Below are 23,945 nucleotides of genomic sequence, written 5' to 3' on the forward strand. Positions count from 1 at the left end.
TTCACGCACTCTCATCTCGAAGGAGCCTTCGTGACCAGCCAGGAGCAGGCGCTCACCACCGCGGACCGGTGGCTCAACCCCGACGGCTCACAGGCTCCGCGCCGTGAGGTCAAGATGCGGGAATTCGACCTGGGCTGGGTGGTGTGGGCGGCCCCTGCTCCCGTGGAGCAGGACCCGACCACCGGCCAGCGGCGACCGCCGGCCCAGATCGGCGACTCCTGTGCCGTGGTGGACCGCAGCACGGGCGAACTGACCGTCTGGCCTTCCGTGCCGGTCGACGAAGTGATCCGGATGTACCGGCAGAAGCACGCACCAGAAGGCGCCGGCGACGGTCGCCCGGTCACCGGCCCCGGTAACACGGCTGTCTTCACGTACACCGATCCCGCCACGCACGAGCAGTCCACGCTCGTGCGTGTCTCCGGCCCGGGCTCGCCGCCCGCCGAGTACCAGGCCTGGGCCGATCTGCGCCGGTTTGAGATCCCGGACGCAGCCGTCACCGCCGTCCACACCGACCTCCGTCCGAGCCTGCTCCCGGGTGGCTACACGGCCGAGCTGCTCAACATCTTCCGCAACGCGGAGCTCTCCACCTCGCATCCGTACGGCGCCAGCCCCCAGGCCCGTGCCGAAGGCATCGACGCCCTGATCAACCAGGTCGAGCAGACCCACCGCATGGCCGGCCAGCAGCCCCCGCCGCGCCCGCACCGCACCCCCGTCCCGACACAGCTCCCGCCCGCTGTCCCGCTCTCCGACCAGGCCCTGGGCGAACACCTGACCTCCGTCTTCGGCCACGACGGCGTACGCCACTACGCCCCCGAGGCCGTCGCCGAGAGCCGCCTCCCCGACACCGCGAAGGCCACGCTCACCGAGGCGGGCCTCCCCGCCGACCTCCCCCTTTTCTTCACGGCGGACAACCCCGAAGCACCGTCCGCGGGCGGCCTGTTCACGGACGTACCGACGAACCTGCGTGAGCGTCGCAGCCCGGCGGGCGAGGAGAAGCTCGCGGTCCTCGGCCACCTCATCCGCATCGGCTTCGACGGCGTCGCGGTCATCGCCGTCCAGTGCCTGCCCGGCTCGACCGAGCCCAACGGCCTCGGCGCGATCTGGGCCATCGACCCGGTCACGGCCGACGCCCGCTACGTCAACATCTCCCTGTCCGCGTACGCCCGTTCCCTCGCCCTCCTCGCCGAGACCCGGCAGCGGATGGTGGGCATGAATCCGTACGAGGCGGGCGCGGCGGCCGCCGAGTTGCAGGAGCAACTCGCCGCGATCGACGGCACGGCGCAGGCGAATCCCGACACGTGGTGGTCGTTGATCGTCGAGCAGATGTGGCACGGACTGTTCTGAGGGCGCACGCCCGAGACCATCGGCTGCACCCGAGCTGTTCAGCGGCGCCTCCGCGCCGCAGAAGGTTCACGCAGTGCGGTTCAAGAAGCTTGATGCTTACGGGGGAATGTGGACCTGACGGCCGATCAGGCCTTGGAGCGGATCGGCGATTGGCTGGCGGAACGAGACCGCCTGTATCGGACGTTCGCCGTCCGAGGAGCAGCCGGGTCCGGGAAGACTCTGCTGTTGCTGACACTGTCCGAACGTATTCCGGGGCCACAATCTACGAACGCAGGGATGCCTTGCGCAGCTTCCGCGAATGGGCCAATGCCATTGATCCCGCCACCGAAGACGCCGACCACTGGGAACACGTCTTCGACGGTTCCATGGACACCGACACGGAGTTGGGGTAACGACCTCCCCGGCCTCGACGACGCCAGGGCGGAGTCGGGAGCTTGGACGACCGGGTTCGGCGAGACCGACTGAGCGGAGGTGGCGGGAGGGCACGGCGGAGGTGGGGGAAGGTTCGGCGGGCCGGGTTCCCCCTTGAAGCAGTCCTGTGACATACACGCCCGACCGTCCCCAACACCCGCTCGGTAAGGTTCTGTTGCCGCTGGCTCTGTTCGGTCATTGGTGCGACACGGGCCTTGCGGTGGATGGTTGTCGCGATTCGGGGGTGTGCTGCAGTGTCGATCATGTTGCCGGACGAGCTCGAGTGGGTCCTCGAGATGCTCGGCTTCACCTGGCCCACCGCCGACGAGGACAAACTCGTCCAAAGCGCGGAAGTCTGGGAGAAGTTCGCCCAAGACGTCACCGACCTCCGCGCCAACGCCAACACCAGCGCCTCCACCGTGATGTCGCACAACACCGGCGACTCCATCGACAAATTCAAAAAAACCTACGACAAATTCGACACCGGCGGCGACGGCTACCTCCAGGACGCAGCCCAAGCAGCAACGATCATCGCCTTCGCCCTCCGCGGCGCAGCCATGCTCGTCATCACCTGCAAAATCGCCGTCATCGTCCAACTCATCGCCCTCGCCATCCAGATCATCGCCGCAGCCGCAGCCTCCATCGTCACCTTCGGCCTCTCCAACGCCGCCAGCATGGCCGCCACCGCCATCACCCGCATCACCGTCCGCCAGATCCTCGACGCACTCAAAGACGCACTCGTCGAAGCCATCATCGAGTGCATGAAAGAACCGGCGGTCTCCGCGCTCGAAGCGATGGTCACCGACCTCACCCGCCAAGCCGTCAACGTCGGCTTCGGCGCCCAGTCCGGCATCGACGTCGCCGCCACCGTCAAAGCCGGCGCCGAAGGCGGCTGGGAAGCCATCAAACAAACCCCCCAGACCTTCATGGAAAGCGTCCGCGACAGCCTCGGCAGCAAAGCCGGCGGAAACATCCGCAACGGCGCCGAGAACTACGCGAACAACGGCCCACTCGGCAACAACTCCTCCCTACCGAACGGCGACCCGGGCTCGAATTCGAATACAGGAAGCGATTCGAGTACGGGTAACAATTCGAGCACGGGGAACGACTCCGGCTCCAATTCCACGTCGGACTCGAATTCCAACTCCAACTCCTCGTCGAACTCCAACTCCGGCTCGAATTCGACCGCCAACAACGGCGGCCCGAACGTAGGCAGCACGGTCTCGGCGGACAACAGCGGCGACAGCCCCTCCGGTCCGAACGTCGGCCCCGGGCCGAGCTCGGACTCCGGCGGCAGCAACAGCACCCCGAACACCGGGCCGAGCCAGTACAACGCGCCCTCGCGCAGCGACAGCCCCGGCCTGAGCGACTTCGACGACCCGGCGCCGAACAACAGCCCCTCGCCCAGCCCCTCACCGTCGCCGAGCGCCTCTGACAGCGGCGGCAATCCGGGCGGTACGACACCGAGCGGCGGCAACTCCAACCCGGGCGGCATCACCTCGCCCAACGCGCAGTCCGCGCCCAGCCCCTCCCCCTCCACCAGTTCGCCGTCCACGAACAGCGGGGGGTCCGTCGGCGCGCAGGTCGACAGCCTCGCGGCCAGCGCGCCCACGCAGACCAACTCCGCACCCCCGCCCACGACTTCGGAGCCCGCGACGTCCGCCCCGCGCGGCGACGGCGGCAGCTCCATGCCGACCTCACCGACCGCACCGTCGACGGGCGGCGACGCGGGAGCGCGTACGAGCACGAACTCCGGCGGTACGCCCTCCGGCGGGGGGACGGCGACCAGCCCCAACCCCTCGGCGTCCAACGCTCCGCGCGGCACGCCGTCCACGGCTCCGGGCACGTCCACCCCGTCCGCCGGCGGCCCGCCCTCGTCGCCGAGCCCTTCGTCCTCGGGCCCGGCCTCCACGCCTCGTACGACGCCGAGCGACAGCGGCTCCACCACGCCTGGCGGTCGCCCGTCCGTGCCCCAGCAGAGCTCCCCGGCCACGAGCACGCCGGCGTCCGCCACTCCCGGTACGAGCACGCCGAGTACGAGCACGCCCAGCTCCAGCACTCCCAGTACGAGCACGCCGAGTACGAGCACGCCGAGCGCGGCTGACGGTCGTACGCCGGGGACCAACACGAACTCCGCCCCCGGCCCCGCCACGACCCCGAACACGACCCCCGGCAGTACGACCACTCCGGGCACGCAGCCGTCGACACCGTCCTCCAGCCAGGGCAACTCGCCAGGCACGTCGAACCCGTCCAACTCGCCCAGTACGACAGCCCCTTCGACGCCGAGCGCGCCGAGTACACCCGGCACACCCAGCACTCCGAACACAGCGGGCACCCCGAACACCAACGACCGGCCCGGCCAGCAGCAGCCCACCTCCAACCAGCAGGCCACGACTGCCACGCCGACCCGGCCCGCGCAGCAGTCGCCCGCGAGTACGCCGAGCACCACCCCGAGCACCACTCCGGGCAGCAACCCGCCCGGCCCTAGCAATCCCGCGGGCGCCAACACGCCACCGTCGCCCGCGCCATCGCCATCACCATCACCATCGGCATCGCCTTCGACGAAGAACGACGGCCCGAGCACGCCCAACACCCCGGGCATGCCCAGCCAGTCGAACGACCCGAACTCTCCGGACAACCCGAACGACCCGAACGACCCGAACGACCCGAACGACCCGAGCGACCCGAGCGACCCGAGCGACCCGAGCGACAAGACAGCCGACGACACGTCCGACGAGACCAAGGACGACGAAAGCACCAAGCCCGAGGACGAGAACAAGAAGCCGGAGACCGAGAGCCTCCAGGACATCCGCGACAGCCTCGACCACGAGCCCGGCGGTCTCCGCGAGGTCGATCCGGACGACCAGCAGGCCCTGGAGGACGCCGTCCCACGGAACGAGGACGGTACGCCGCAGCGCTACCCGGACCCCTTCAAGGACTGGGCCCAGCTCCAGAACGACGGCGGCAACGAGGTCCCCGGCCGCGGCAACAACTGTGCAGACTGCTCCCGCTCGTTCCTCGAGACCTGGTACGGCAACCCGCAGGTCTCCGCGCCTCGTACGCTCGACCCGGACGGCAACGGCGGCATCGACCTGCTGGGCCCCGAGGACAACGCCAACGACAACCAGATCAGCTGGTCCGGTGCTCCGCACACGTACGCGGGTACGGGAGACGACCCGGACACCCCCCTGCGAATCGAGTACGACCTGCTGGTAGCAGGCCCCGGATCCGCCTCGATCGTCCAGGTCGACTGGCCCGGCGGAGGCGGTCACGCATTCAACGCGGTGAACCACAACGGGAAGATCGTCTGGATCGACACCCAGACCGGCGAGGTCAGCCACGACCCGATCCACATCGAGAACGCGGAGCGCGCCTGGCACATCCCGCTGGACCGCGAAGGCAACCCCCTGCACCCGGCACAACCGGAAGCGCAGAACGAGAACAACCAGCAGCAGAACAACGCCACTACGCAGAACACTCAGGACCAGCAGGGCACCGAGGCTCAACAGCCCGACCAGACCCAGCAGTCCGACCCAGCCGCCCCGGATCCCACGCACAGCGACGACTCGACGCCCACGGAGCAGACGTCCCCCTCCGACGCCCCAAACTCAAACAACCCGGACGACAACGCCACAGCTCCCCCGACGACTCCGGACGGGCCCACCCCCGACCAGTCGCCCTCCCCGGACCCTGAGTCCCCGGACCAGACCACCCCGGACAACACGAGCCCGGACCACGCGAGTCCGAACAACACGAGTCCGGACAACGGGTCGCCGGACAACAAGACCCCGGACCAGGACACCCCCCCGAACGCCAAGCCGGACTCCGACCCGCGGACGACGCCGTCCGTCCCGCACCAGCAGTCGAACTCGGAACCGCGCACCGCCGACCCCACCCCGAGCGACCCGCGCACCACGGACCCCCGAGCATCTGACCCTCGTACGCCCGACCCGAGGGCGGACGACCCAAGCGCGGACGACACCACCCGCCCGGACGACACCACCCGCCCGGACGACCACCGGCAGCCACAGGACGACCCCCAGCCCCACACGGACCCCCGCACAGAGCCCGACGCACAGCCGGACTCCACCCCGGACAAGTCCCCCGACGACACGAGCACGCCGGGCAAGTCCCCGGACGGCACCGCCGACACCAAGCCGGCCCAGCTCAACACCGACTCGACCATCCCGAGCCGCGAGAGCCTGCCACCAGGCAAGACCGCCGACGCCACGCGCCACATCGAGGACGCGGTCCAGAACAAGAAGCCGCTGTACGGGGAGATCAGCCCGGCGAATCACGCGAGCCCGCCCGCCACACCGGACCGGCCAACCGGCCCGGCTCAGCCCTCGGGGACGACCGACGACCCGAACGAGCGAGCCAGGCAGCGGGCAGGCGACCGGCAGAAGCTCGACTGGGCGAACTCGGACAACGCCGAGCACAAGAAGTGGTTCGACAAGTACTACGACAAGCGCGGCCACCGCATCCGCATCAACCGGCTCTGCGAAGACGGCTTCCCCGCACCCCAACTGCACCCGGCTAAGCCGCCGAACCGCTGGATGCTGGCGAGCGACACCCCGGATCCGGAGCCCGAGTCGTACACCGACTGGAAGCCCAACCAGAGCGACAGGACGGACCTCTCCGAGGACCAGCGGCGAACCTTGGACAAGGCCGCGGAGGACCGCCGCAAGGCCATCATCGCGGACAAGGTCCCGCACGACGAACGGGCCGCGGCCAAGAAGGCCAAGGAGCAGAACCCGACGCCCGAGAACGAGAAGAGGTACGCGGAGGCTGACGCGAAGCACAGCCCGCTGCATGCCGACATGGGGCGCTTGAGCGAGGACTATGGCGATACGGTCGCCGAATTCCACGCCATGCCGGACAACTTCCCCGACGCCGACCGTGTCGACAACAGGGAGAGGGGCAACAACCGCTTCGACCAGATCTGGATCAACCCGGGCGAGCCTCCCGAGATCATCGTGGTCGAGGCCAAAGCCGACAAGGACACAGGACTGGGTGAACGCCGCGGGCTCCCGGACCAGATTCCGGATCAACGGGACTCGTCCGATTCCGACAGCCCCTCGGACGAGAACTCGGACCAGCCGCCACAGGATGAACCCCGCAGCAGCATCCCCAGGGTCAAGCAGGGCACACGCGCGTACTTTGAGACGATCGTGCACGAGATGGAGACTCGCGCGGAGGACAGAATCCAGCACGGCAGCGAGGCTGAAAAGGAAGCCGGTCGGAAAGAACTGAACCTTGCGTGGCAGCTCCGCGACGCCCTGGCGGGCGAGGAGGGCGCGGCAAGCCTCCGCTACGTGCTGGTCAAGGGCAACGCCCCCGGCACGGAACACACGGGGTACGAGATGCGTGAGTTCGACATCAGGACCGATGAGGAGAAGCAGCATGACAACCGTTCGACGGCATGAGTTCCCGCTGGGAAACATCGGCGAACTGATGGAACTCACCGAGCCGCGATTCTGGAAGGAGGTCGGGACTCTGCAGAACCAGCCACTCTGGTTCTCCAATCTGCTGCTCAAAGCCGTCAATCGCATCGGCCTCTACTGCTCGATCACCCCCGACGCCAGCACCCTGGAATCCTGGGAAGCCACCGTCACGGCTATGCAACTCGGCTCCGCCCTCTTCGTCTCCGCCCAGGCCGAAACCGGCACGTTCGAGTACCGCATCAACCACGACATCCGGAACATCCGGTACGGCGCCGGTCCCCGCGCCTACGCCGGGCACTGGGTCACCGCCTTCTACCTCGCTGCCGTCTGCCGCGAACCCAAACGCATGTGGCAGCTCTCGCAGGTCCCCGTCAGCCTGCTCCGCCAGGCCGAGGGCGCCTACGACCGGTACATGTACGACTGGGTCGAAGCCCTCCAGGCGTACCGCCTCGAACAGGGCGATTTCGGCGACAAGCTCGTCACCGCCATGGAGAACACCGACCCGGCACGCCTGCGTCACGCACCACGCGAGACGGTTCTGAAAATCAATTACCCGCCCATGAACCTCCTCGCCCAGATCGCCAAACGCGACGAGAGCGCCTTCAACACCGAACTCGCCCAAGCCCTGGAATGGCACAAGGACTACTGGACCAGCAGTCAAGACCGTTCACGGGACAACGAAGGCGTCATCGCCCTGGGCCCCCTTGCCATGGCCTGTCTCGCCAAAGACGCCGGATTCACCATCACCGTCGAATCCGAATACCTCCCCAGCGCTCTCCTCGACGGCGACTGGCTCAACGAATTCCCGACCTGAGCGAGCAGACCGGCCTCACCGACCCGACCGACCTGACCGAACAGGCCTCACCTGTCCCACCTGGCAACCCCCACAAAGGACCTCACATGCCCTCCGGAACACCGGACCCGAATCAGCAAGCCCACACTCCGCCCACCACCCCGGAAGAAGCGCTCGCCATCTTCCACAGCCGTTACGCCGAGCCGAAGCTGGCCGACGGCACGCCCCTCGAACTGGCCGTGCACGAATTCGACGAGGGGTTCCTGATCTACCCGGTGCTGCCGCCCGTTGCGCAGCCCGAAGGCGGCCCCGCCCGGCCCGCCCAGCCCGGCGGCGGGAAGATCGTCGTGTCGAAGGAGACCGGTAAGTCGTACGGGACTCCCAACTTCCCGACCGAGCAGGCGATCGCGCTCTACAAGAAGAACCGCGCGCGGGAGCGCGAACGCAACTCCTGACCGTCCTCCGTACCGCCCACCCCGGGCCCCGCCTCCATCGACGGGATTGAGAACGATGACCGTGACCGCCGCAGCCCCTCAGAACCACGCACCGCACCCCTACATCGGCGGCCGCACCGCCGTGCTGCGCGCCCTCGCCGCGTGGCGGGCTGGGCAGGCCGGCGCGCCGCGCGTCGTCCTCCTGACGGGCAGCCGAGGCAGCGGCCGTACGCATCTGCTCACGGGGTTTCTGATGCTGTGCGACCCGGAGTTCCGCGGACGCATCGCCCTCGACGACCTCGACCCGTCGACCGTCCCGCCGGATCTGCCCGCGCCCGCCGTTGCCGGCGCCGCCGGCCTCACCGCCGCCCAGCTCACCTGGCTGATAGCCGGGCACTACGGTCTACGCGCCACCACCACCGACGACGTGTACGGCGAACTCGCCGCCCTGCCCGGCCCGTTCACCGTCGTCGTGCCGGATGTGGACCGCGCCGGCCCCGTCCGCGCCGCCGCTGAACCCGACCGGGTCGTACGGGACGTACTGCGCCCGCTCGCCGGACTCGGGCACGTCCGGCTGCTGGCCGATGTGCCCAGGGAGTCCGCCGCCACGCTCGCCTCGCACTTGCCCCCGGGCACCGTGCAGATCATCGACCTGGACGAGCCGCAGTGGGCCGACCCGCAGGGTCTCACCCGCCAGGCCGAGGCGCTTCTCACCCAGCGCTCCGCAGCCCAGCCCGCCCTCGCCGCGGCCATCGCCCGGCACGCCGGCACCAGTCCCCTCGTCGTGGAACTGGCGGCCGTCGGCCACGTCCCCGCCGGGCCGGTCGACGAGCAGTCGCTGCCCGCGACGGTCGACGAGGCCCTCGACTCCCACGCGTACCGCCACGGCTCGGACCCGCAGACCCTGCGCCACCTCCTGACCCCACTCGCGCTCGCCGAGGGCGACGGCATGCCGGTGGAGCTGTGGGCGCGGCTCGTCAGCGCGGTCGCCGGGCAGGACATGAGCGCCGCCGTCGCCGCCGCCCCTGCCCTCATCGGCCCGTTCGTCCAGTCCCGCCAGTCGTACGGCGCGGGCGACACCGGCACGCCCCGTACCCTCGTCCAGCTCCTGCACCCCGCCATCGGGGATGCCGTCCTCGGCGGGCTGCGCGGCGTGCGCGCCGTGCAGTCGCAGATCGCCATGGCCCTGCTGGAAGCGGTGCCGGGTCAGGACTGGAGCAAGGCCGATCCGTACGTACGTGACCACATCGCGGGACACACACTCGAAGCCGGGCTGCTGCCTCAACTCCTCACGGACCCGGGCCTGTTCGTGTACGCGGACCCGACGGTTCTGCGCGCCGCAGTCGAGGCCGTACCGGCTGAGCAGCTGGGCGACCCCGCGCGGACGTATCTGCGTACGGCACCGCTGCTGAGCCGCACGCTGGCGCCCGCGCGGGTCCGTGCCGCGCTGCTTGAGAGCGCATTCGTCGAGGACGGTCTCGCGGAGTACGGCGCGGCCGTGCACCGGCTCGGGCTTCCGCTGCCCTGGCAGACACTGTGGAGCATCCGGCTTCCCGGGATCAGCGACGTACGCCTGGCGGGCCTCGTGCAGCGCGACGCCCCGCCCGTGCCCGTCGTGGCGCTCACCGTCCCGGCGGACACCCCGGGCGCACGCCCCCTGGGCACGGCGGACGGGGCCGAGCTCCTCGTGTACGACCTCGCGCACGCGACGGCCGTGCCGGGCGCGGGCCCCGAGTATCTGGTCGACCACGCGGAGGCCGAACGCGCCACGGCACCCCTGTTCCTGAGCCGCGCCAAGGACCAGATACGGATCTGGAACCGCGAGCAGAACCGTGTGGCGGCCGCCCTGCTCTCCGAAGTGCCCTTCACGGGAGCGGACTTGGCGCCCGACGGCTTCCTGGTCGTGGCGACGGAGCGCGGGGCGAAGGCCCTTCGCGTACGAGGGGACCAGGGCCCCGCCCCGCACTAGTGCCGTACCAGCCCTGCTCTGGTCCCCGTCCTAGTCCCGTCCTAGTCCCGTCCTAGTACAGCGAAAACCCCCCGCTGTGCCGCCCCTGCCCCTTCTTCGGCTGCTCCTGCTCCTGGGAGCGGCGGGGCTGTTCGCCGTCCCCCCGCGAGTCGCGGCCCGCGCCGTCGTCCGGCGTCACGTCGTTGCGCAGCCGGTCCCGCTCCTCGTCCGAAGCGGACTCCCACTGCCCGCGCAGCTTCGCGAACTCGCCGCCACCGAAGGCGCGGGAACCCGACGGGTCGTCCACGATGTCGCGGAGCGAGACCCGGCCGGACAGCAGCTTGTTCGCCATGTCCTTCAATTCGGGGCTCACGCCGGGCAGGTCCCTGACCTGGCGGAGCGAGGCGTTCAGGGCCCGCTGCTGCTCCGGTTCGAGCGCTTCGTCCCACGCTCCCCGTTCGTCGTCCGAAGGGCCTTGCGGGTTGCGCGGGTTCGGGGAGTTGTCGCCGTGCCTGGCCATGTCGCTGCTCCTCACTCTCGTCCCGTGCAGTATCGCGCGTACACCGGTGTGATAGGCAGTCCGTACGGAAAGGGTGGCAGCACTGTGACGCACACAATCGGCCGCCTCGGTGGCGCGGTCTTCCTCATCCTCGGGCTGCTGTTGAGCGGTTACTCAACGTACGAAGGCGTGTACGCGGCGGGCTTCGCCGGCACTGCGGGCACGCTGAAGGTGACCTCGTGCGAGGCGAAGTTCCACCACAACGCCTCCCGGCGCAGCCGCCGCGGCACCGACAACGTCCGCTGCCACGGCACGTTCGTACCGGCCGCGGGCACCCAGGGCGAACGGGATTCCCGGGCGTACGTCGACACCCGCCGCGGCTATCCGGAGGGCGCGCTCCTTGACGTGCAGCAGGGCGGGCCCGCGCTCTCCCTCACCCACCTCGGCGAGGACCGCGACTACGTCGCCACGGACGGCAAGCGCGCCCTGCGCTGGTTCTCGGGCTCGCTCGGCGGGCTGGTCCTCATCGGCCTGGGCATCTTCTGCACGGCCACCGGGTACGCGCCGTTCGGCCGCGGCCAGATCACGTACGAGACCGCCTGGGAGCGCGCCGGCCGGTCCCCGCTGCGCCGGATCGTGATCGCGTTCCTCGCGGCCGGGCTGGTGGGGGCGGGGTTGTGCTGGCTGGCGAGCTTGTTCGCCTGACGTCGGCCGCACCGCCGCCGGGACAGGCGAGCCCGCAGAGCACGGCCACAACCCCCACAGTCCAGCGCAGGACCGCCGGCATCTCGAACGTGAGGAGCGCGGCACCCAGCAGAGCTGTGGCGGCGAGCCCCAGCGCGAAGCGGCTTACGGTCGCGGGCCAGTGGGCTCCGGGATCCCAGAGGTGGAGGCGGCGGGGTGCTCCGGGTTCGATGCTCCCGACGGTCCTGAATCCGGCGGTCCTGCTCCCGGCGGTCCTGCTCCCGGCAGTCCTGCTGCCGCCAGTCCTGCTGCCGCCAGTCCTGCTGCCGCCTGTCCTGCTGCCGCCTGTCCTGCTCCCGGGATCCGCTTCGGTGCTTCTGAGCAGCATGCCGTGGATGACGAGGCCCGAGTCGAAGACGAGCACAGCCGGTGAACGAGAGGGCCCGTGCGGCGTCCTCGCTCCGCGTCCTGGCCCAGGGGGCGGCGTCGGTGCGGCGCCCCCAACTCAGCCACAGCGGCTGCCCCTTGAGGCTCGCCGGGACCGTCCGCGCGTCGAACGGCGCGCGGAAGTCCAGCTGAACGGTCCGGCCGTCCTCCCTCTCCGCCTGCACGGTGAGCGATTCCGCTTTCCGTATGCCCACCCACGTACCGCGCACCGCGAAGTCCTCCGCCCGGAGGCGCGCACCCGAGCCGCACCCGAACCGCGTCAGGACCACACTGACCGTGACCGCTCCCCCGAGCAGCCACAGCCCGACGAACACCAAGGTGAAGACGACGAGAAGGTCCGGCCCGCCAACTCGTCGTGCAGCGAGGTCCTGCTCGCCACGGCGCCGAGGGTGAGGTCGTCCGGGGCCTAGAGCACGGTGGTGCGGTCGCCGGGGCGCGGCGGGCCGTCCGAGCGGGCCCGCACGGTCGTGGCGCCACGACCGTCCCCCTCCGCTCCGTGCAGCTCCACGACGACATCCGCGGTGTAGTACGAGGAGCCACGACTCGGGTCGTGGAAATCGCTCTCGCCCACCTCGAGGATGCGGACCTCCGCGAACAGTCCCCCGGCCGCACCGAGCCGCGCCACTTGCGCCGAGGGCTCCGGCCGCCCGGCGGCCAGCGCGACAAGCGCGAGCAGCCCGGCGGTAAGCCCCAACCCCCGGGCGAGGATCCGGATTTGCTGGGGGCGGCGGGAGGGAAGTGCGCGCGGCAGGGGTGGTGGACAGGTGGACGCAGAGGTGGCGACTGGATCCGGGGCCGGGGTGCAGCGGGTCGGCGCCGGCTCGTCATCCGCAGGGACGCCGAACGCCTCCCGTACGGCTGCGGCGGAGTCCCTCTGTCGAGCCAGTACGACCAGGCAGGCCACGCCACAGGCCAGCGCGACGAGGACGAGCGCTCGGCGCACCGAGGGCAACGGCAGGAACAGCCACACGCCGAGCACCGCCACACTCACCGCCGCCCCGACGGCCACACACCATCGCCCGATCCGCCGGACCCGCGCCGCGGATCCGCCCAGAACCGTCTCCTCCGCCAACATGCCCACACACCTCTTCCAGCCGGGTTCTACGGCACACTCGCCCGTGCCCTGCTGCCCCACCCAGCCGACAAACGCCGCTGAACATGCGACAGGGCCCGGGAAACTCCCGAGCCCTGTCGCGAACTTCTACGACCTACGCGCTACTACTGCGGCCCGTACGGCCCACCCTGCTGCGGCGCCTGACCGGGCGCTGCCGGATAGGACTGCCCGGGCGCGGCGTTCGGGTACTGCTGCTGCCCGGGGAACCCACTGGGCCCACCACCGGAACCGCCGGGCCCACCGTTCCCGGGGCCGCCACCGTTTCCGCGATTACCACGGCTGCGGAGCACGGCGAAGATGACACCGACGACGATCAGCACGGCAACACCGATGCCGACGCCGATCAGCAGCCCGCTGGAAGAGGACGACTTCTTCTTTTTCCCAGCGGACTCGTTCGACGAGGAGTCATTCCCCTCAGCCGGCGACCCCTTGGACTCGGTCCCGGACGGCGCCTGCGCGAGGGGGCCTTCCTTGGGGCCCTTGGGGATGTCCATCCGCATGGCCGTACCCGGACGGGCAATGCCGTAGCCGAGGGTCTCCTTGTCCGGCGCGTTCCCCAGGTAGTCCGCGGACTTGACCATGCGGTTGATGATCTGTCCGGCGGTCAGGTCGGGGAACTTGGAGCGGAGGAGGGCGGCGATTCCAGAGACGTAGGCCGTGGCATCTGAGGTGCCAGTCGCCTTCCGGTACCCAGAAGAGGTGGTAGGTGTGGCGCTTGTGATGTCCACTCCAGGTGCAGCCAGGACAACACCCTCACCCGAGTTGGCCTCGCTCCACGGCTTGAGATCCTCGTCTACAGCGGTCACACCTACGACACCTGGCAACGTAGCGGTGGAGGAAACTGTTCCTCCGTCATTCCCGACACCAGCCACGACTACCACGTCATGGGCCAGTGCATAGGCAATTGCCTTGGCCCCCTTAGTCCCTGCTGACTGATTGGGGTCCTTGAAGGAAAGATTGATCACCTCGGCGCCCTGGTCCACGGCATAGCGAACACCGTCGGGCCAGGTCCAATCCATTGCCTTCTTGTCGTCCTTGAACGCCCTCACCGGAAGAATCTTGGCCTCAGGCGCAATGCCCATAACGCCCGAACGGTTGCCCGCCCCGTGACCATGGCCAGCGATGATGCTCGCCATGCCAGTGCCGTGACCGTACTTGTCCTTGTGAGCACCGATACTCGGTCGCGAGAAGTCCTTGCCTGGCAGGACATTCCCCACCAGGTCGGGGTGCGATGCGTCAACACCGGAGTCAACTACAGCAACCGTTACTCCCTTGCCGCGCGACTCCTCCCATACGTTCTTGGCGTCATACACGGAGAGTGGCCACTGGCTATCCCGAACTTCATCGGCGGAGGCAACTGGCGCTGAGGTGAGGAGCAAGGCTCCTGTCAGTGCCGCGACTCCCGCCGTGGACCAGACTCGCTTGACTCCCAATTCCTTGCTCCTCACTCAACTGCGACTGGTTTCGCCAGTCTTCATACGCGAACCGGCGATTGGTTCTCTGCTGGCTCGCTCAGTGCCTACTCGATGTTCCTCGGCACGTTCCTCTTGCGGTCCTCTTCCGAGACCCACGTCTCTTCGTCCTCGACCAGGTAGTCGGGACGCTCGCCGCGCTCGTTGTCCTCACCACGACGGCCACCACGGCCGCCCATGCCACCGGCCATGCCGCCAGCCATGCCACCGGCACGCTGAGCACCACCACGGCTGCCATGCAGGCCTGCGCCGCCTCCGGTGCCCTTGCCGGTGATGCCCTGGGCCGCGCCGACGACGCCACCACGAGCCTTGGCCAGCGCGCCTCGGCCGCCTGCACCGGCAGCACCACGGCCACCGGCACCGGCCCCCATGCCGCCACCCATGCCGCCCATGCCCGCACGGCCAGCAGCACCGCGGTTGGCTCCCGCAGCACCACCTGCACCGATGCCTCCACGGCCTCCAGCAGCAGGACCACCGGTGCGTCCAGCACCACCAGCCAGGCTCGGGCCACCAGCGGGCGGAACGAAGCCACCACCGGCACCGCCACCACCGCCACCGCCCGTGGGCAGGCCGGGTCCTCCACCACCAGGCAGCGAGGTCTTACCGGTCAGCCCAGGCGAGAGGCTGTCAGTGTTGGTGCCTACCGGAAGCTGAGAGCCGCCCGTGATGCCCTTGGGGCCGGGAATGGACGGAGCCGGACCAACCCCCTTCGGCGGGCCCGCGCTCCACGGCTTCGGAGCCGTGCCCGCTGCACCAGGTCCACTACCTCCAGGACCGGAAGGCACGATCGGCGGAGGCATCGACCCACCCGTGTCCGGGGGCGAGAAGGGATCTTTGTCGTCCGGCGGGTTGGGGTGGACAGGCTTCGCATAAGCCTTGTAGTTGACCGCCAGCTGCTCCATGATCGCGACACCCTGAAGCTGCGCTTCCTTACCCGCAGAAAGGGAGTCAGCGTTGGCCTTGGCGGCAGCCTCGGTGTTGGCGCCCTTCTTGATGTCTTCGAGGAGCTGCTCGTCGCTGCGCTCGTCGTCCCACATCTTGTCCCAGGCGCGGTCCCAGAAGCCCGGCTCCTCGACCTCACGCATCTTTTCGCGTGAGGTCCTGAGGTCCTTCTGAACAGCGTCCATGGTGTCCGCGTTGCGCTTCGCCCAGAGAGCACCGTTGGAGACCTTGTTCTGGATCTCCCCGGCCTTCCTGGCAAAGGACGCCGCCGCCTCACCCTGCCAGTGCTCCAGGACGTCCTCGACAGCCTTCTTCAGCATGCCCGCAACGCTGTCCTTGGCCGGCTCGGCACCCGCCTCGCCACCGGAGAGGATCTCGTGAACCTTCTTCCAGTGCTGACTGACCTCGTAGATGCGGTCCGGGTCCGCGTCCAGAATCATGGAGCGCAGTTCCGGAATGCTCATCGACATGAACGGCGAGTCGATCTGGGAACGGTCCGGCCCGCCCATACCACCGTCGGGCTGCTCCTCGAGAATCTCGTCGTGCTTCTCCTGAATGCGCTCTTCGCGCGCCTGCTGCTGAGCCTCGATCTGCTCAGGCGTCATGTGCGCGCCGTAGCCGTAGGCCATCTCCGTACATCCCCTCCGTCAGTGGCCGATTCTTGAAGTCGATTAGTTCGCCGCGCCCTGAGGAGCACCATCCTTGTAACGACCCTGCTCGGCGTGCTCCTGCTCGGTGTACTTGTCCTTCACCTTCGAGGCGCTCTTGCCGAATTCATCGATCAGCTCGTGCAGACCCTTGATGATCTTCTCAATCCGGGCCTTCTCATCGGCGTGAGCCTTGTGAAGCTGATTCGACTCCAGGAACTTGTCGCTACCGAAGGCAGTGCTAGGAATATCCGTCTCGTACTTGGCCTTCTCATTGGCCGAGTCCATGTTGCTGAGCAGCCCGTTGAGCTTCCTGATGACGTCATCGAGGGCGCTCAGATCAACCCGCATCCCGTTGCTCATACCCCGTGTCCTCTCCCCAGTTTTCCAATGTTCTTCGTGCCAACGGATTCCGTATCCATTTGGCCTGACTCAGTCAAAGGCCCTGATTCGCCCTGAACAGGCCGGTTCGCCTTAATCAGATCCAAACCCCCCAGCCTTCTTCCGTCGCCAGTCACGCACTGCGATCCCGCTACCGCCCGCCACGAAGACCAGCAGCAACCCCGCGCCCAGCACATAGATCGAGATGCGCCGGTCCCGTTCCGCAGGGGTCTCCCCCATGGTGACCTTCATGGGGGTCACCTGGGAAGCGCCGGCCTGCTGAGGCGCTTCGGGCTTCGGCGTCTCGCCCGGCTCCGTGCTGTCCGAGAGGGCCGCCAGGGGGTCGACAACTCCCCAGCCCACGTAGCGATTCGGCTCCGCCGTGGGTCGTTCGGCGGTCTCCTGCATGCGCGCGATGATCTGCTGCGCATTCCAGTCGGGGTACCGGTCCATCATCAGCGCGGCCACACCTGCGACGTACGGAGCCGCGAAGCTGGTTCCGTCGGCCGTGCACTGGCCGCCCTCGGGGACCGTCGAGACCATGCCCACGCCGGGCGCGGCGATGTCGACGAAGTCGCCGGCCTGTGAGAAGGAGGCCCGCTCGTCGTTGCGGTCGGAGGCCGCCACCGCGACGACACCGTCGTACGAGGCCGGGTACGTCTTCTTGGACGTGGCGTCCCAGCCGTCGTTGCCGGAGGCGGCGATGACGAGGGCACCGGAGTCGACGGCGTTCTTGATGGCCGCCCGCAGCCGCGGCGGGTCTTTCCGCTCCTCCGTGTCGGAGGAGATGTTGATGATGTCCGCGCCCTGGTCCACGGCGTACTTGATCGCCGCGACCATGGTGTCCGAGTTGCCCTGCTTCGGCTTCCCCTGCTTGTCCTGCGCACCTGTGTAGCGGATGGGCAGGATCTTCGCCTTGGGAGCGAGACCCATGAATCCGGTGCCCGGCACCTCCTTGGCCGCGATGATGCCCGCGACCCGGGTGCCGTGGCCCTCGATGTCCTCGGTGCCGTCCTTGCCGCCGACGAAGTCCTTGCCTTTGGAGGCCATCTGACCGGCAAGCTGCTTGTTGTCGTCGTCCACGCCGGTGTCGATCACGGCGACCGTGACGTCGTCGCCCGTGGCCTTGTCGTGCAGCTGCTCCATGAGGATGCGCTGCAGGGACCAGGGAGTGGACGGAATGTTCTTGCCGCCGAACTCACATTCGGAGCTCGAGCTGAGGTCGAATTCGGAAGCGTCGGGTCCGGAGTCGGCGACGGCGGCCGGGGTGGCGGCGAAGCACAACCCTGTGACCGTGAGTACGCCAACAGCCCGCTGCAGTGCGCGGGTTCCACTCGTACGCGTACGGGGTGTCAGGACCCCCATGCTCAGGACCCCCAGGGATGGCTTGGCGATAGCTGGTGCGGTTATGGCGTGGCGCTGTGGTGAGGTGGAGCGGTTGTACTGTCGGACACTTCCGGTGCCGTGCTGCTGAGTTGGACTCGGTGACAAGGGCGAGACGATCGCCCCGCTCACGGAGTTCAACTCAGCAACGAAAACACCAGGTTCCCCACAGATGAACGGGCCCGGGCCCGGGCGCCGAGGCGAGTTCGGCCCAGTCCGCGCGGATCGCGCCGACCGGGCCTCCCTCAACGCCTCGGATCACACCGACTCAGGCCCGCTTGGGGCTGAGGATCAGGTCCAGGTGTTGGCGTTCTGACGCTCGGTGGCCTGGTAGTTCTCGGCCGAGTTCTGGAGCGCCGACGCGATCTTCATCAGCGTCTGGTGCAGCGAGGCAGCAGTCTGGTCCCACTCGCGCTGCTTGCGCTGGTAACCCTCCTGGGCTTCACCTTCCCAGGACTGCGCGACGTTCTTGACCGCGGCCTCGATGTCGTCGAGCTGCTGCTTGATGCGACCTGCGGTGGTGCGCACGTCGGTCGAAGCGTTGGTGATCGTTGCGTAATTGACGAGAATGGACATCGTCGATCCCCTTCAGGGAGTTTGCGGAAGTTTGGTGGGGTGTGAGCAGTCCCGGAGTGAACGTCCCGAATACGCCGAGTCGTTCACGCGGTGATTGCCCGATCGAGCGACGATCAGCCGAAGTCCGACATGATCTTGCTGATCTCGGAGTTCTGCTGCTCTTCCGAGGCGGAGTAGTTGCTCCGCGTGGAGTCCACGGCTTCCTTGATGTCCTGCAGGATGTCGCTCATCCGCTTCGCGTCCGAGTTCCACCGCTCCTGCAGCGAGTGGTACGACTTGGCCGCCTGGCCCTGCCAGCCGCCCGCGATCTGCTCGATCACGCCGTTGAGGCGGCGGATCTCGCCCTGGATCTGGCCGTTCGCCGTGTCAATGTCACCCGAGAGCTTGGCGAGCTGATCTTCTGTTACCCGAAACTGGCCGGCCATGGTGAACCTTCCCCCATGTCGTTGTGGACCGAGAAGCCCGTACCGCTTCTCGGGTTTGAGGCGTCACTTCTGCCTAAACATCTATGAGCGCTGTCAGCACTCTATCGCCCGCCACTGACACATCCAGCGACAGCGGCGATCAGTTACAGACTTCACACAGTCACGCGACGGAGCTGTGATTGAGAGCGGCCAACTCCGGGCAGATGAAGGTCATTTGGGCCTCCGCACGCAGTCGGCCGCAGCCGTCGGACCTCACTGGCTCTGGGCCTGCTTCGCGCTGCCCGTGTCCAGCATCGGACCCTTCGGGATGAATTCGGCCCAGTTCTGCGGGACGAACACCTCGTCCTTCACCTTCTCGTAGCCGAGGCGCGTGCGGGCCTTGTCCGTCTCGTCGGGCTGCTCGCCCTCCTTGGCGCCGTTGCCCTTCTCGCCGGTCTTGTCCGAGGCGTCGTCGTTGCCGACGGGCAGGGAGTAGCGCAGACCGGTGTCCGTGAGCAGGTACGTGCCGCCGCCACCGGCGGCCGTGCCCTTGATCTGCTGGAAGAGCAGGCCGGATCCGGAGGAGACGTACGCGTTGAGGGAGTCGGTGATGACCTTCCTCGGGTACGCCTTGCCCGCCCAGGCGCCGAGGTTGGGCTTCTTGGCGGCCTTGTCGAAGGTGCCGTCGAACACGCTGCAGGAGGTGTTGTTCGCCGCGCCGGTGGCAGGGTTCACCTCGTTGGCCTGCTTCGGCGGCTGCTGGGGCCATTCCTCGTGGCCTCCGAGCGGCTGCGCCGCTCCCCCGTTGGCGGTGCTGACCTCCGGGGTCGTCACGGCCACCGCGTCGGCCATCGAGCCCTGCGCCGTCGGCGAGTTGGTGATGAGCGAGGCCTCGAACTCACTGATCGAGGCGACCCGGTCCTCGAGAACGACGTAGAAGTTCTCACCCTGCGCGTCCTCGGCCTTGAGGACCTGGCCGATGGTGCCGGCCTCCTGCGGCAGGCCCTGGACCGAGGCGGGAGAGCCCGCACTCGGGATTTCCGGGAAGGAGATCGTGCCGCTGTCGTCCAGGGTCTTGAGCCACTCCGGGCTCACCGGCATGGGCTTGTTCTTGCTGCCGATGGTCGCGGCGAGCAGGGTGTTGCGCAGCGTCGGGTCCGCGTTGACGGCGTTGCTGCCCAGGCGGAACACGTTGCCCTTGCCGTCCACGAGGAAGCGGAGCTTCGACTTCGGCTCCTCGACGTACAGGACCTCGCTGGAGTCGACCTTGCCCTTGCCCTGGACCGCCTTGGCGTCCTCCTTGTCGAGGACGAACACCGCGCGGTCAGGAGAGGCGCCGGCGCCGGGCCGCTCGCAGACCGCCCAGGTCTTCGCCTTCTCGGCGTCCTCCTTGGCGGGCAGGCGGTCCGGCGCGTACGGAATCCCGATCGTCGGGCCGTGCCGGATGCCGCTCTTGTCGATCTCCTTGGCGGGCACCTCGATGACCGAGCCCTTGCCCTTGTCCAGGAGGAGCTTCGCGGACGCGTAGTTGAGGACCGGGTGCAGGATCTTGTGGTCGCCCTCCTCGAGGACGACGTACCGGGTCGTCGAATCGCTGTCCACGATGACGTGTTCGCCCGGCTTGTCCCAACCCTTCGGCGCCGCAGGCTTGATGACGCCCCACGCGATGAAGCCGACGACCAGGATGACACCGACGGCCAGGCTGGGCATCACGGTGCGAACCGGACGCGGTGCACCTTCCTCCGACCCCCCGGGCTCCGGTGCCAGGAAAGCCGCGACAGTGCGCTTGCGCGCGAATGTGTAGGCGGCGAGCTCATCCCGACGCTTTGCCATGTGTCCCAGCTCTCCCGTTTCTCCCGTTTTGCCATGCTCAGTCGTTGCCCCCGACCGGTCCCCGGCTGCATCAGCGCGCATACGAGGGCCGGTTGAGCAGAACAGGCACCTACTATGCACTGCGCCGTGGGGCCCCGGTCCACCAGGTTCGGTGTGCGGGTCCGCTCTGTACCGGAAGTTCACAGAGCCGCCGCACTTCCCTGTCCCGGCCCCCGTGTCGCAGGGGCCTCATCAGCGGGTAGCGTGACCTCCCACACGAACACAGGGCACCGCAGCGCACGGCGGCCGCGACGGCGACGAGCGATCGACGAGCAGTCGACCAGCACAGCCGTGCGCCACCGAGCGAACCGATGCCACATTGCGAAAGGGATGTCCCGGGGGATGACCAGCGCTACGAGCACTCGGCGCGGACGCCGCGCACAGCAGCAGCCGAGGGGCGGGGGCAGGGGCAGGCCCAACCCCGCTCCGGCGCCCACCGGAGCAGCACCCTCCACGTCGGCCGCGCCCCGCACGCTTCCGCGCCCCGGCGGGCTCGGTCCGCTGCGCCTGCAGCAGCTGGTCCTGGTCGAGCTGGCCGCCGCGATCATGGTGGCCGCCTGGGTGACCGAGCGCTGGCTGCTCGCCCCGGCCGGAGCCGTCGCCGCGCTCCTCGTCCTGCTCGCCATCCTGCGCCGCCACCACCGCCCGCTGCCCGAGTGGTACGAGACGGCGCGCGCCCTCAAGCAGCGCCAGCGCGAGGCCAAGTCGCCCGTCCCGCCGGGCACCGACCCGATGCTGGCACCGGCCGTCGAGTGCGACGCCGCTCTGCGTACGTACGGCTTCGTGTCCCGGGACGACCGGTCGATCGGCATGATCGGTGACGGTTCGTTCCTGACGGCCGTGCTCTTCGTGCAGCCCAGTGACGAGCCGCTGCGGCCCGAAATGGCGGGCCGCCAGCTGCCGTTGCAGCTGATCCAGGACGCGCTCGAGGTGGACGGCATCGAGCTGGCCTCCGCCCAGATCGTGCAGCACACGCAGCCCGCGCCCGCCCCGCACCTGCCGCAGCAGTCGGTCGCCGCGCGGTCGTACGGCCCGCTGCAGGCGCAGTCCGGTTCGCCCGCGCTGCGGCTGACCTGGATCGCGCTCAAGCTCGACCCCGAGCTGTGCCCCGAGGCCGTCGAGGCCCGCGGCGGCGGTGTCCCCGGCGCCCAGCGCGCCCTGCTGCGCGCCGCCGACCAGCTCGCCAGCCGCCTGGCCGGCGCCGGTTTCGAGGCGACGATCCTCGACGAGAACGAGCTGGTGAACGCGCTCGCCACCTCCAGCTGCCTGAACCCGCGCGCCAACTCCCAGCACAGCAACGACGGCCGGCCCACCCAGCGGCGCACGGTCGAGGCGGTCCGCACCTGGCGCGTGGACGACCGCTGGCACACCACGTACTGGATCTCCCGCTGGCCGCAGCTCGGTCAGGGCGGCGTGGGCCTGCCGCAGCTGGTCACCCGCTTCACCTCGCTGCCGGTCCTCGCGACCACCTTCAGCACCACTCTGAGCCGGGCGGGCAACCGCGGCATCGCGATCGCGGGCCACGTGCGCATCACGGGCCGCGGTGAGAACGAACTGGACCAGGCCCGCCGCGAGTTGGAGCGCGCCGCCGGTGCCTCCAAGGTCGGCCTCGTGCGGCTCGACCGCGAACAGGTCCCCGGCGCCCTCGCCACCCTGCCGCTCGGAGGTACGTCCTGATGTCCTACCCCACGCCGACCATGAACCAGGGGCAGCGCCAGAACCCCGAGCGCCGGCCCGCCCATGTCGCCTCGCCGACCGACACCGGCATGATCCCGCTGCTGCAGCAGCCGGAGGCACCGCAGCAGCCGACCCAACGGCGCATCTTCAGCCCGGGGTTCGGCCTGCGCGGCCCGCGCCGCAACCGCCATGTGGTGACGTCCGACGAGATCGCCGCGATCGGCATGCCCATCGGCGACGACGGTGTGATCATCGGCACGGACACCGAGAACCAGCCCGCCGTGCTCGGCCTGGCCCGCCCGACCCCCTTCGACGTGTGCGTGGTCGGCGGTCTGTGGCTCGCCCAGGTGCTCGCGCTGCGCTCCGCCGCGACGGGCGCGCGCGTGGCCGTCGAGACGGGCCGCCCGCAGGTCTGGACGCAGCTCGCGCAGGCGGCGGGCGGCGGCCAGCAGTGCGTGACGGTGTACCCCGTGGGCCGGGTGCCCGCGCAGGGTCCCTCGGTCTCCAGCCCGGTCGTGCTGATCCGTGACTGCGGTGTCCGCCCGCCGCGCGGCCGTGTGACGTCGCTTCCGTGGCAGGCCGTCGTGACCGTGCTGCCGTACGTCGGCGAGCACGCGCCGCGCTGGCTGTCGCAGGCCCAGCTGGTCGGCATCCAGCGCATCTCGCCGCAGGAGACCGAGGTCGTACGCGAGACCCTGGGTGTGCCGGCGGACCACCTGCAGCTGCTGCCGACGCTCTCGGACAACGTCGCGCTGTGGTGCACCCGCAAGCACCGCAAGTACGTGATGACCGAGCCGACCGACGCCGAGAACGGTCTGCTCGGTGCCGCGCGCCGCATGGACTGACCGCTCGGCGGGAGTCTCGCAACCGGATTGTGATGTCCGGTCGCGAGGCTCACGCCGGGCCGATCGGCTCGCGAAAGGGCTCTCCGGCCGGCGTTCGACGTCCGGCCGGATCGCGTCTTTCCGTGGCCGGTCCGATGCCCTTGGATACTCGGAGTCCGTCCGGACGGTCCGAGAATCCCCCAACCCGCCTGGATGTTCCGTGATTCCGGGCACCCGGGTCCGACACTCGGCCCCGGGTCGAACAGAGCCCGGGGGCCCCGGGGAAGCCGGGCTAGGGCCTGTCCGGCGGATCTTCGCGGAACAGCCCGCGGCGTCATGGGGGTTCCCCCTGCTCTGGGGGCACCTCCCGGCCGAAGGCTGGGGGAGGAGTCGAGAGCTTGGGGGAGCGTGCTCTCGGCGTGCGCCCGGGTCTCCCTCGTACTGGACGTACTTGGGTGACTCGGGCGGGCGGCGGGTGGGGGTCCCCCCGGCCGAAGGCTGGGGGAGCGTGCCTGGGGGCACCTCCCGGCCGAAGGCTGGGGGAGTCGTGGGCCCGCGAAGATCCGCCGGACAGGCCCTAGCGCACCGGCGGCGGAGACGGAGCGCACACAAGGGCGCTTTCCCGTACCGCGGTGTGAGTGATTAGGCT

The 23,945-nt window shown here is 69.2% G+C and carries 18 protein-coding genes and 1 pseudogene; 9 read left to right on the forward strand and 10 right to left on the reverse strand.

The annotated features are described in order from the left end of the window. Window positions 1-30: 30 nt before the first annotated feature. Both QIT00_RS19705 and QIT00_RS39155 read left to right on the forward strand, forming a co-directional pair. Window positions 31-1,344, forward strand: coding sequence for an SUKH-4 family immunity protein (locus QIT00_RS19705; protein WP_282536628.1), 1,314 nt, complete (start codon window positions 31-33; stop codon window positions 1,342-1,344). A gap of 707 nt (window positions 1,345-2,051) precedes the next feature. Then, window positions 2,052-2,396: pseudogene (locus QIT00_RS39155) on the forward strand (WXG100-like domain-containing protein); the annotation flags it as partial. Window positions 2,397-2,746: 350 nt separating this feature from the next. Here QIT00_RS39155 and QIT00_RS19715 read toward each other — a convergent pair. Next, window positions 2,747-4,357 carry a hypothetical protein gene (locus QIT00_RS19715; protein ID WP_282536630.1) on the reverse strand — a complete coding sequence of 537 codons (1,611 nt, stop codon included), beginning with the start codon at window positions 4,355-4,357 and terminating at the stop codon, window positions 2,747-2,749. On the opposite strand from QIT00_RS19715, the gene QIT00_RS19720 reads away from it, so the two are divergent. The 4 genes from QIT00_RS19720 to QIT00_RS19735 all read left to right on the forward strand — a co-directional run bounded on the left by QIT00_RS19720 (window position 4,356) and on the right by QIT00_RS19735 (window position 10,395). Beyond that, on the forward strand, window positions 4,356-7,181 hold the full coding sequence (locus QIT00_RS19720; protein ID WP_282536631.1) for a toxin glutamine deamidase domain-containing protein: 2,826 nt from the start codon (window positions 4,356-4,358) through the stop codon (window positions 7,179-7,181). The genes QIT00_RS19715 and QIT00_RS19720 overlap by 2 nt on opposite strands. Continuing rightward, window positions 7,159-8,013 (forward strand): immunity 49 family protein, encoded by an 855-nt coding sequence (locus QIT00_RS19725; protein WP_282536632.1) that lies wholly within the window; start codon window positions 7,159-7,161, stop codon window positions 8,011-8,013. Before QIT00_RS19720 ends, QIT00_RS19725 begins: the two co-directional genes overlap by 23 nt. 86 nt (window positions 8,014-8,099) lie before the next feature. Continuing rightward, a complete protein-coding gene (locus QIT00_RS19730; protein ID WP_282536633.1) occupies window positions 8,100-8,447 on the forward strand; it encodes a hypothetical protein in 348 nt (115 codons plus the stop codon). Window positions 8,448-8,502: 55 nt separating this feature from the next. Continuing rightward, window positions 8,503-10,395, forward strand: a complete 1,893-nt coding sequence (locus QIT00_RS19735; RefSeq protein ID WP_282536634.1) for an ATP-binding protein — start codon at window positions 8,503-8,505, stop codon at window positions 10,393-10,395. 52 nt (window positions 10,396-10,447) lie between these two features. Here the strand turns inward: QIT00_RS19735 and QIT00_RS19740 are convergent, their stop codons facing one another. Continuing rightward, window positions 10,448-10,894 (reverse strand): hypothetical protein, encoded by a 447-nt coding sequence (locus tag QIT00_RS19740; protein WP_282536635.1) that lies wholly within the window; start codon window positions 10,892-10,894, stop codon window positions 10,448-10,450. Window positions 10,895-10,978: 84 nt separating this feature from the next. Here QIT00_RS19740 and QIT00_RS19745 point away from each other — a divergent pair, with 84 nt between their 5' ends. Next, window positions 10,979-11,578: a hypothetical protein gene (locus tag QIT00_RS19745; protein WP_282536636.1), complete on the forward strand. Its 600-nt coding sequence runs from the start codon at window positions 10,979-10,981 to the stop codon at window positions 11,576-11,578. Between the two features lie 832 nt (window positions 11,579-12,410). Here the strand turns inward: QIT00_RS19745 and QIT00_RS19750 are convergent. The 8 genes from QIT00_RS19750 to eccB form a co-directional block, all read right to left on the reverse strand. Continuing rightward, window positions 12,411-13,079, reverse strand: coding sequence for a hypothetical protein (locus tag QIT00_RS19750; protein WP_282536637.1), 669 nt, complete (start codon window positions 13,077-13,079; stop codon window positions 12,411-12,413). 143 nt (window positions 13,080-13,222) lie between these two features. Continuing rightward, window positions 13,223-14,431 (reverse strand): S8 family serine peptidase, encoded by a 1,209-nt coding sequence (locus QIT00_RS19755; protein WP_282536638.1) that lies wholly within the window; start codon window positions 14,429-14,431, stop codon window positions 13,223-13,225. 206 nt (window positions 14,432-14,637) lie between these two features. Then, window positions 14,638-16,161 carry a WXG100 family type VII secretion target gene (locus tag QIT00_RS19760; RefSeq protein ID WP_282536639.1) on the reverse strand — a complete coding sequence of 508 codons (1,524 nt, stop codon included), beginning with the start codon at window positions 16,159-16,161 and terminating at the stop codon, window positions 14,638-14,640. Window positions 16,162-16,203: 42 nt separating this feature from the next. Beyond that, complete coding sequence (locus QIT00_RS19765; RefSeq protein WP_282536640.1) at window positions 16,204-16,542, reverse strand: hypothetical protein; 339 nt, start codon at window positions 16,540-16,542, stop codon at window positions 16,204-16,206. A gap of 111 nt (window positions 16,543-16,653) precedes the next feature. Beyond that, window positions 16,654-17,844: a type VII secretion-associated serine protease mycosin gene (gene mycP / locus QIT00_RS19770; protein ID WP_282536641.1), complete on the reverse strand. Its 1,191-nt coding sequence runs from the start codon at window positions 17,842-17,844 to the stop codon at window positions 16,654-16,656. Between the two features lie 390 nt (window positions 17,845-18,234). Then, window positions 18,235-18,519 carry a WXG100 family type VII secretion target gene (locus QIT00_RS19775; protein WP_282536642.1) on the reverse strand — a complete coding sequence of 95 codons (285 nt, stop codon included), beginning with the start codon at window positions 18,517-18,519 and terminating at the stop codon, window positions 18,235-18,237. Between the two features lie 113 nt (window positions 18,520-18,632). Continuing rightward, window positions 18,633-18,944, reverse strand: a complete 312-nt coding sequence (locus QIT00_RS19780; RefSeq protein ID WP_282536643.1) for a WXG100 family type VII secretion target — start codon at window positions 18,942-18,944, stop codon at window positions 18,633-18,635. A 252-nt stretch (window positions 18,945-19,196) separates the two neighbouring features. Continuing rightward, window positions 19,197-20,756, reverse strand: a complete 1,560-nt coding sequence (gene eccB, locus QIT00_RS19785) for a type VII secretion protein EccB (RefSeq protein WP_282536644.1) — start codon at window positions 20,754-20,756, stop codon at window positions 19,197-19,199. Between the two features lie 381 nt (window positions 20,757-21,137). Between eccB and eccE the strand changes: the two genes are divergently transcribed. Both eccE and QIT00_RS19795 read left to right on the forward strand, forming a co-directional pair. Continuing rightward, window positions 21,138-22,472 carry a type VII secretion protein EccE gene (gene eccE, locus QIT00_RS19790; protein ID WP_282536645.1) on the forward strand — a complete coding sequence of 445 codons (1,335 nt, stop codon included), beginning with the start codon at window positions 21,138-21,140 and terminating at the stop codon, window positions 22,470-22,472. Beyond that, window positions 22,472-23,317, forward strand: coding sequence for a hypothetical protein (locus QIT00_RS19795; protein ID WP_282536646.1), 846 nt, complete (start codon window positions 22,472-22,474; stop codon window positions 23,315-23,317). The genes eccE and QIT00_RS19795 overlap by 1 nt, the downstream gene beginning before the upstream one ends. Window positions 23,318-23,945 lie beyond the last annotated feature (628 nt).

Origin of the sequence: Streptomyces luteolus, assembly GCF_029968015.1 — a bacterium.
GTDB lineage: Bacteria > Actinomycetota > Actinomycetes > Streptomycetales > Streptomycetaceae > Streptomyces > Streptomyces luteolus.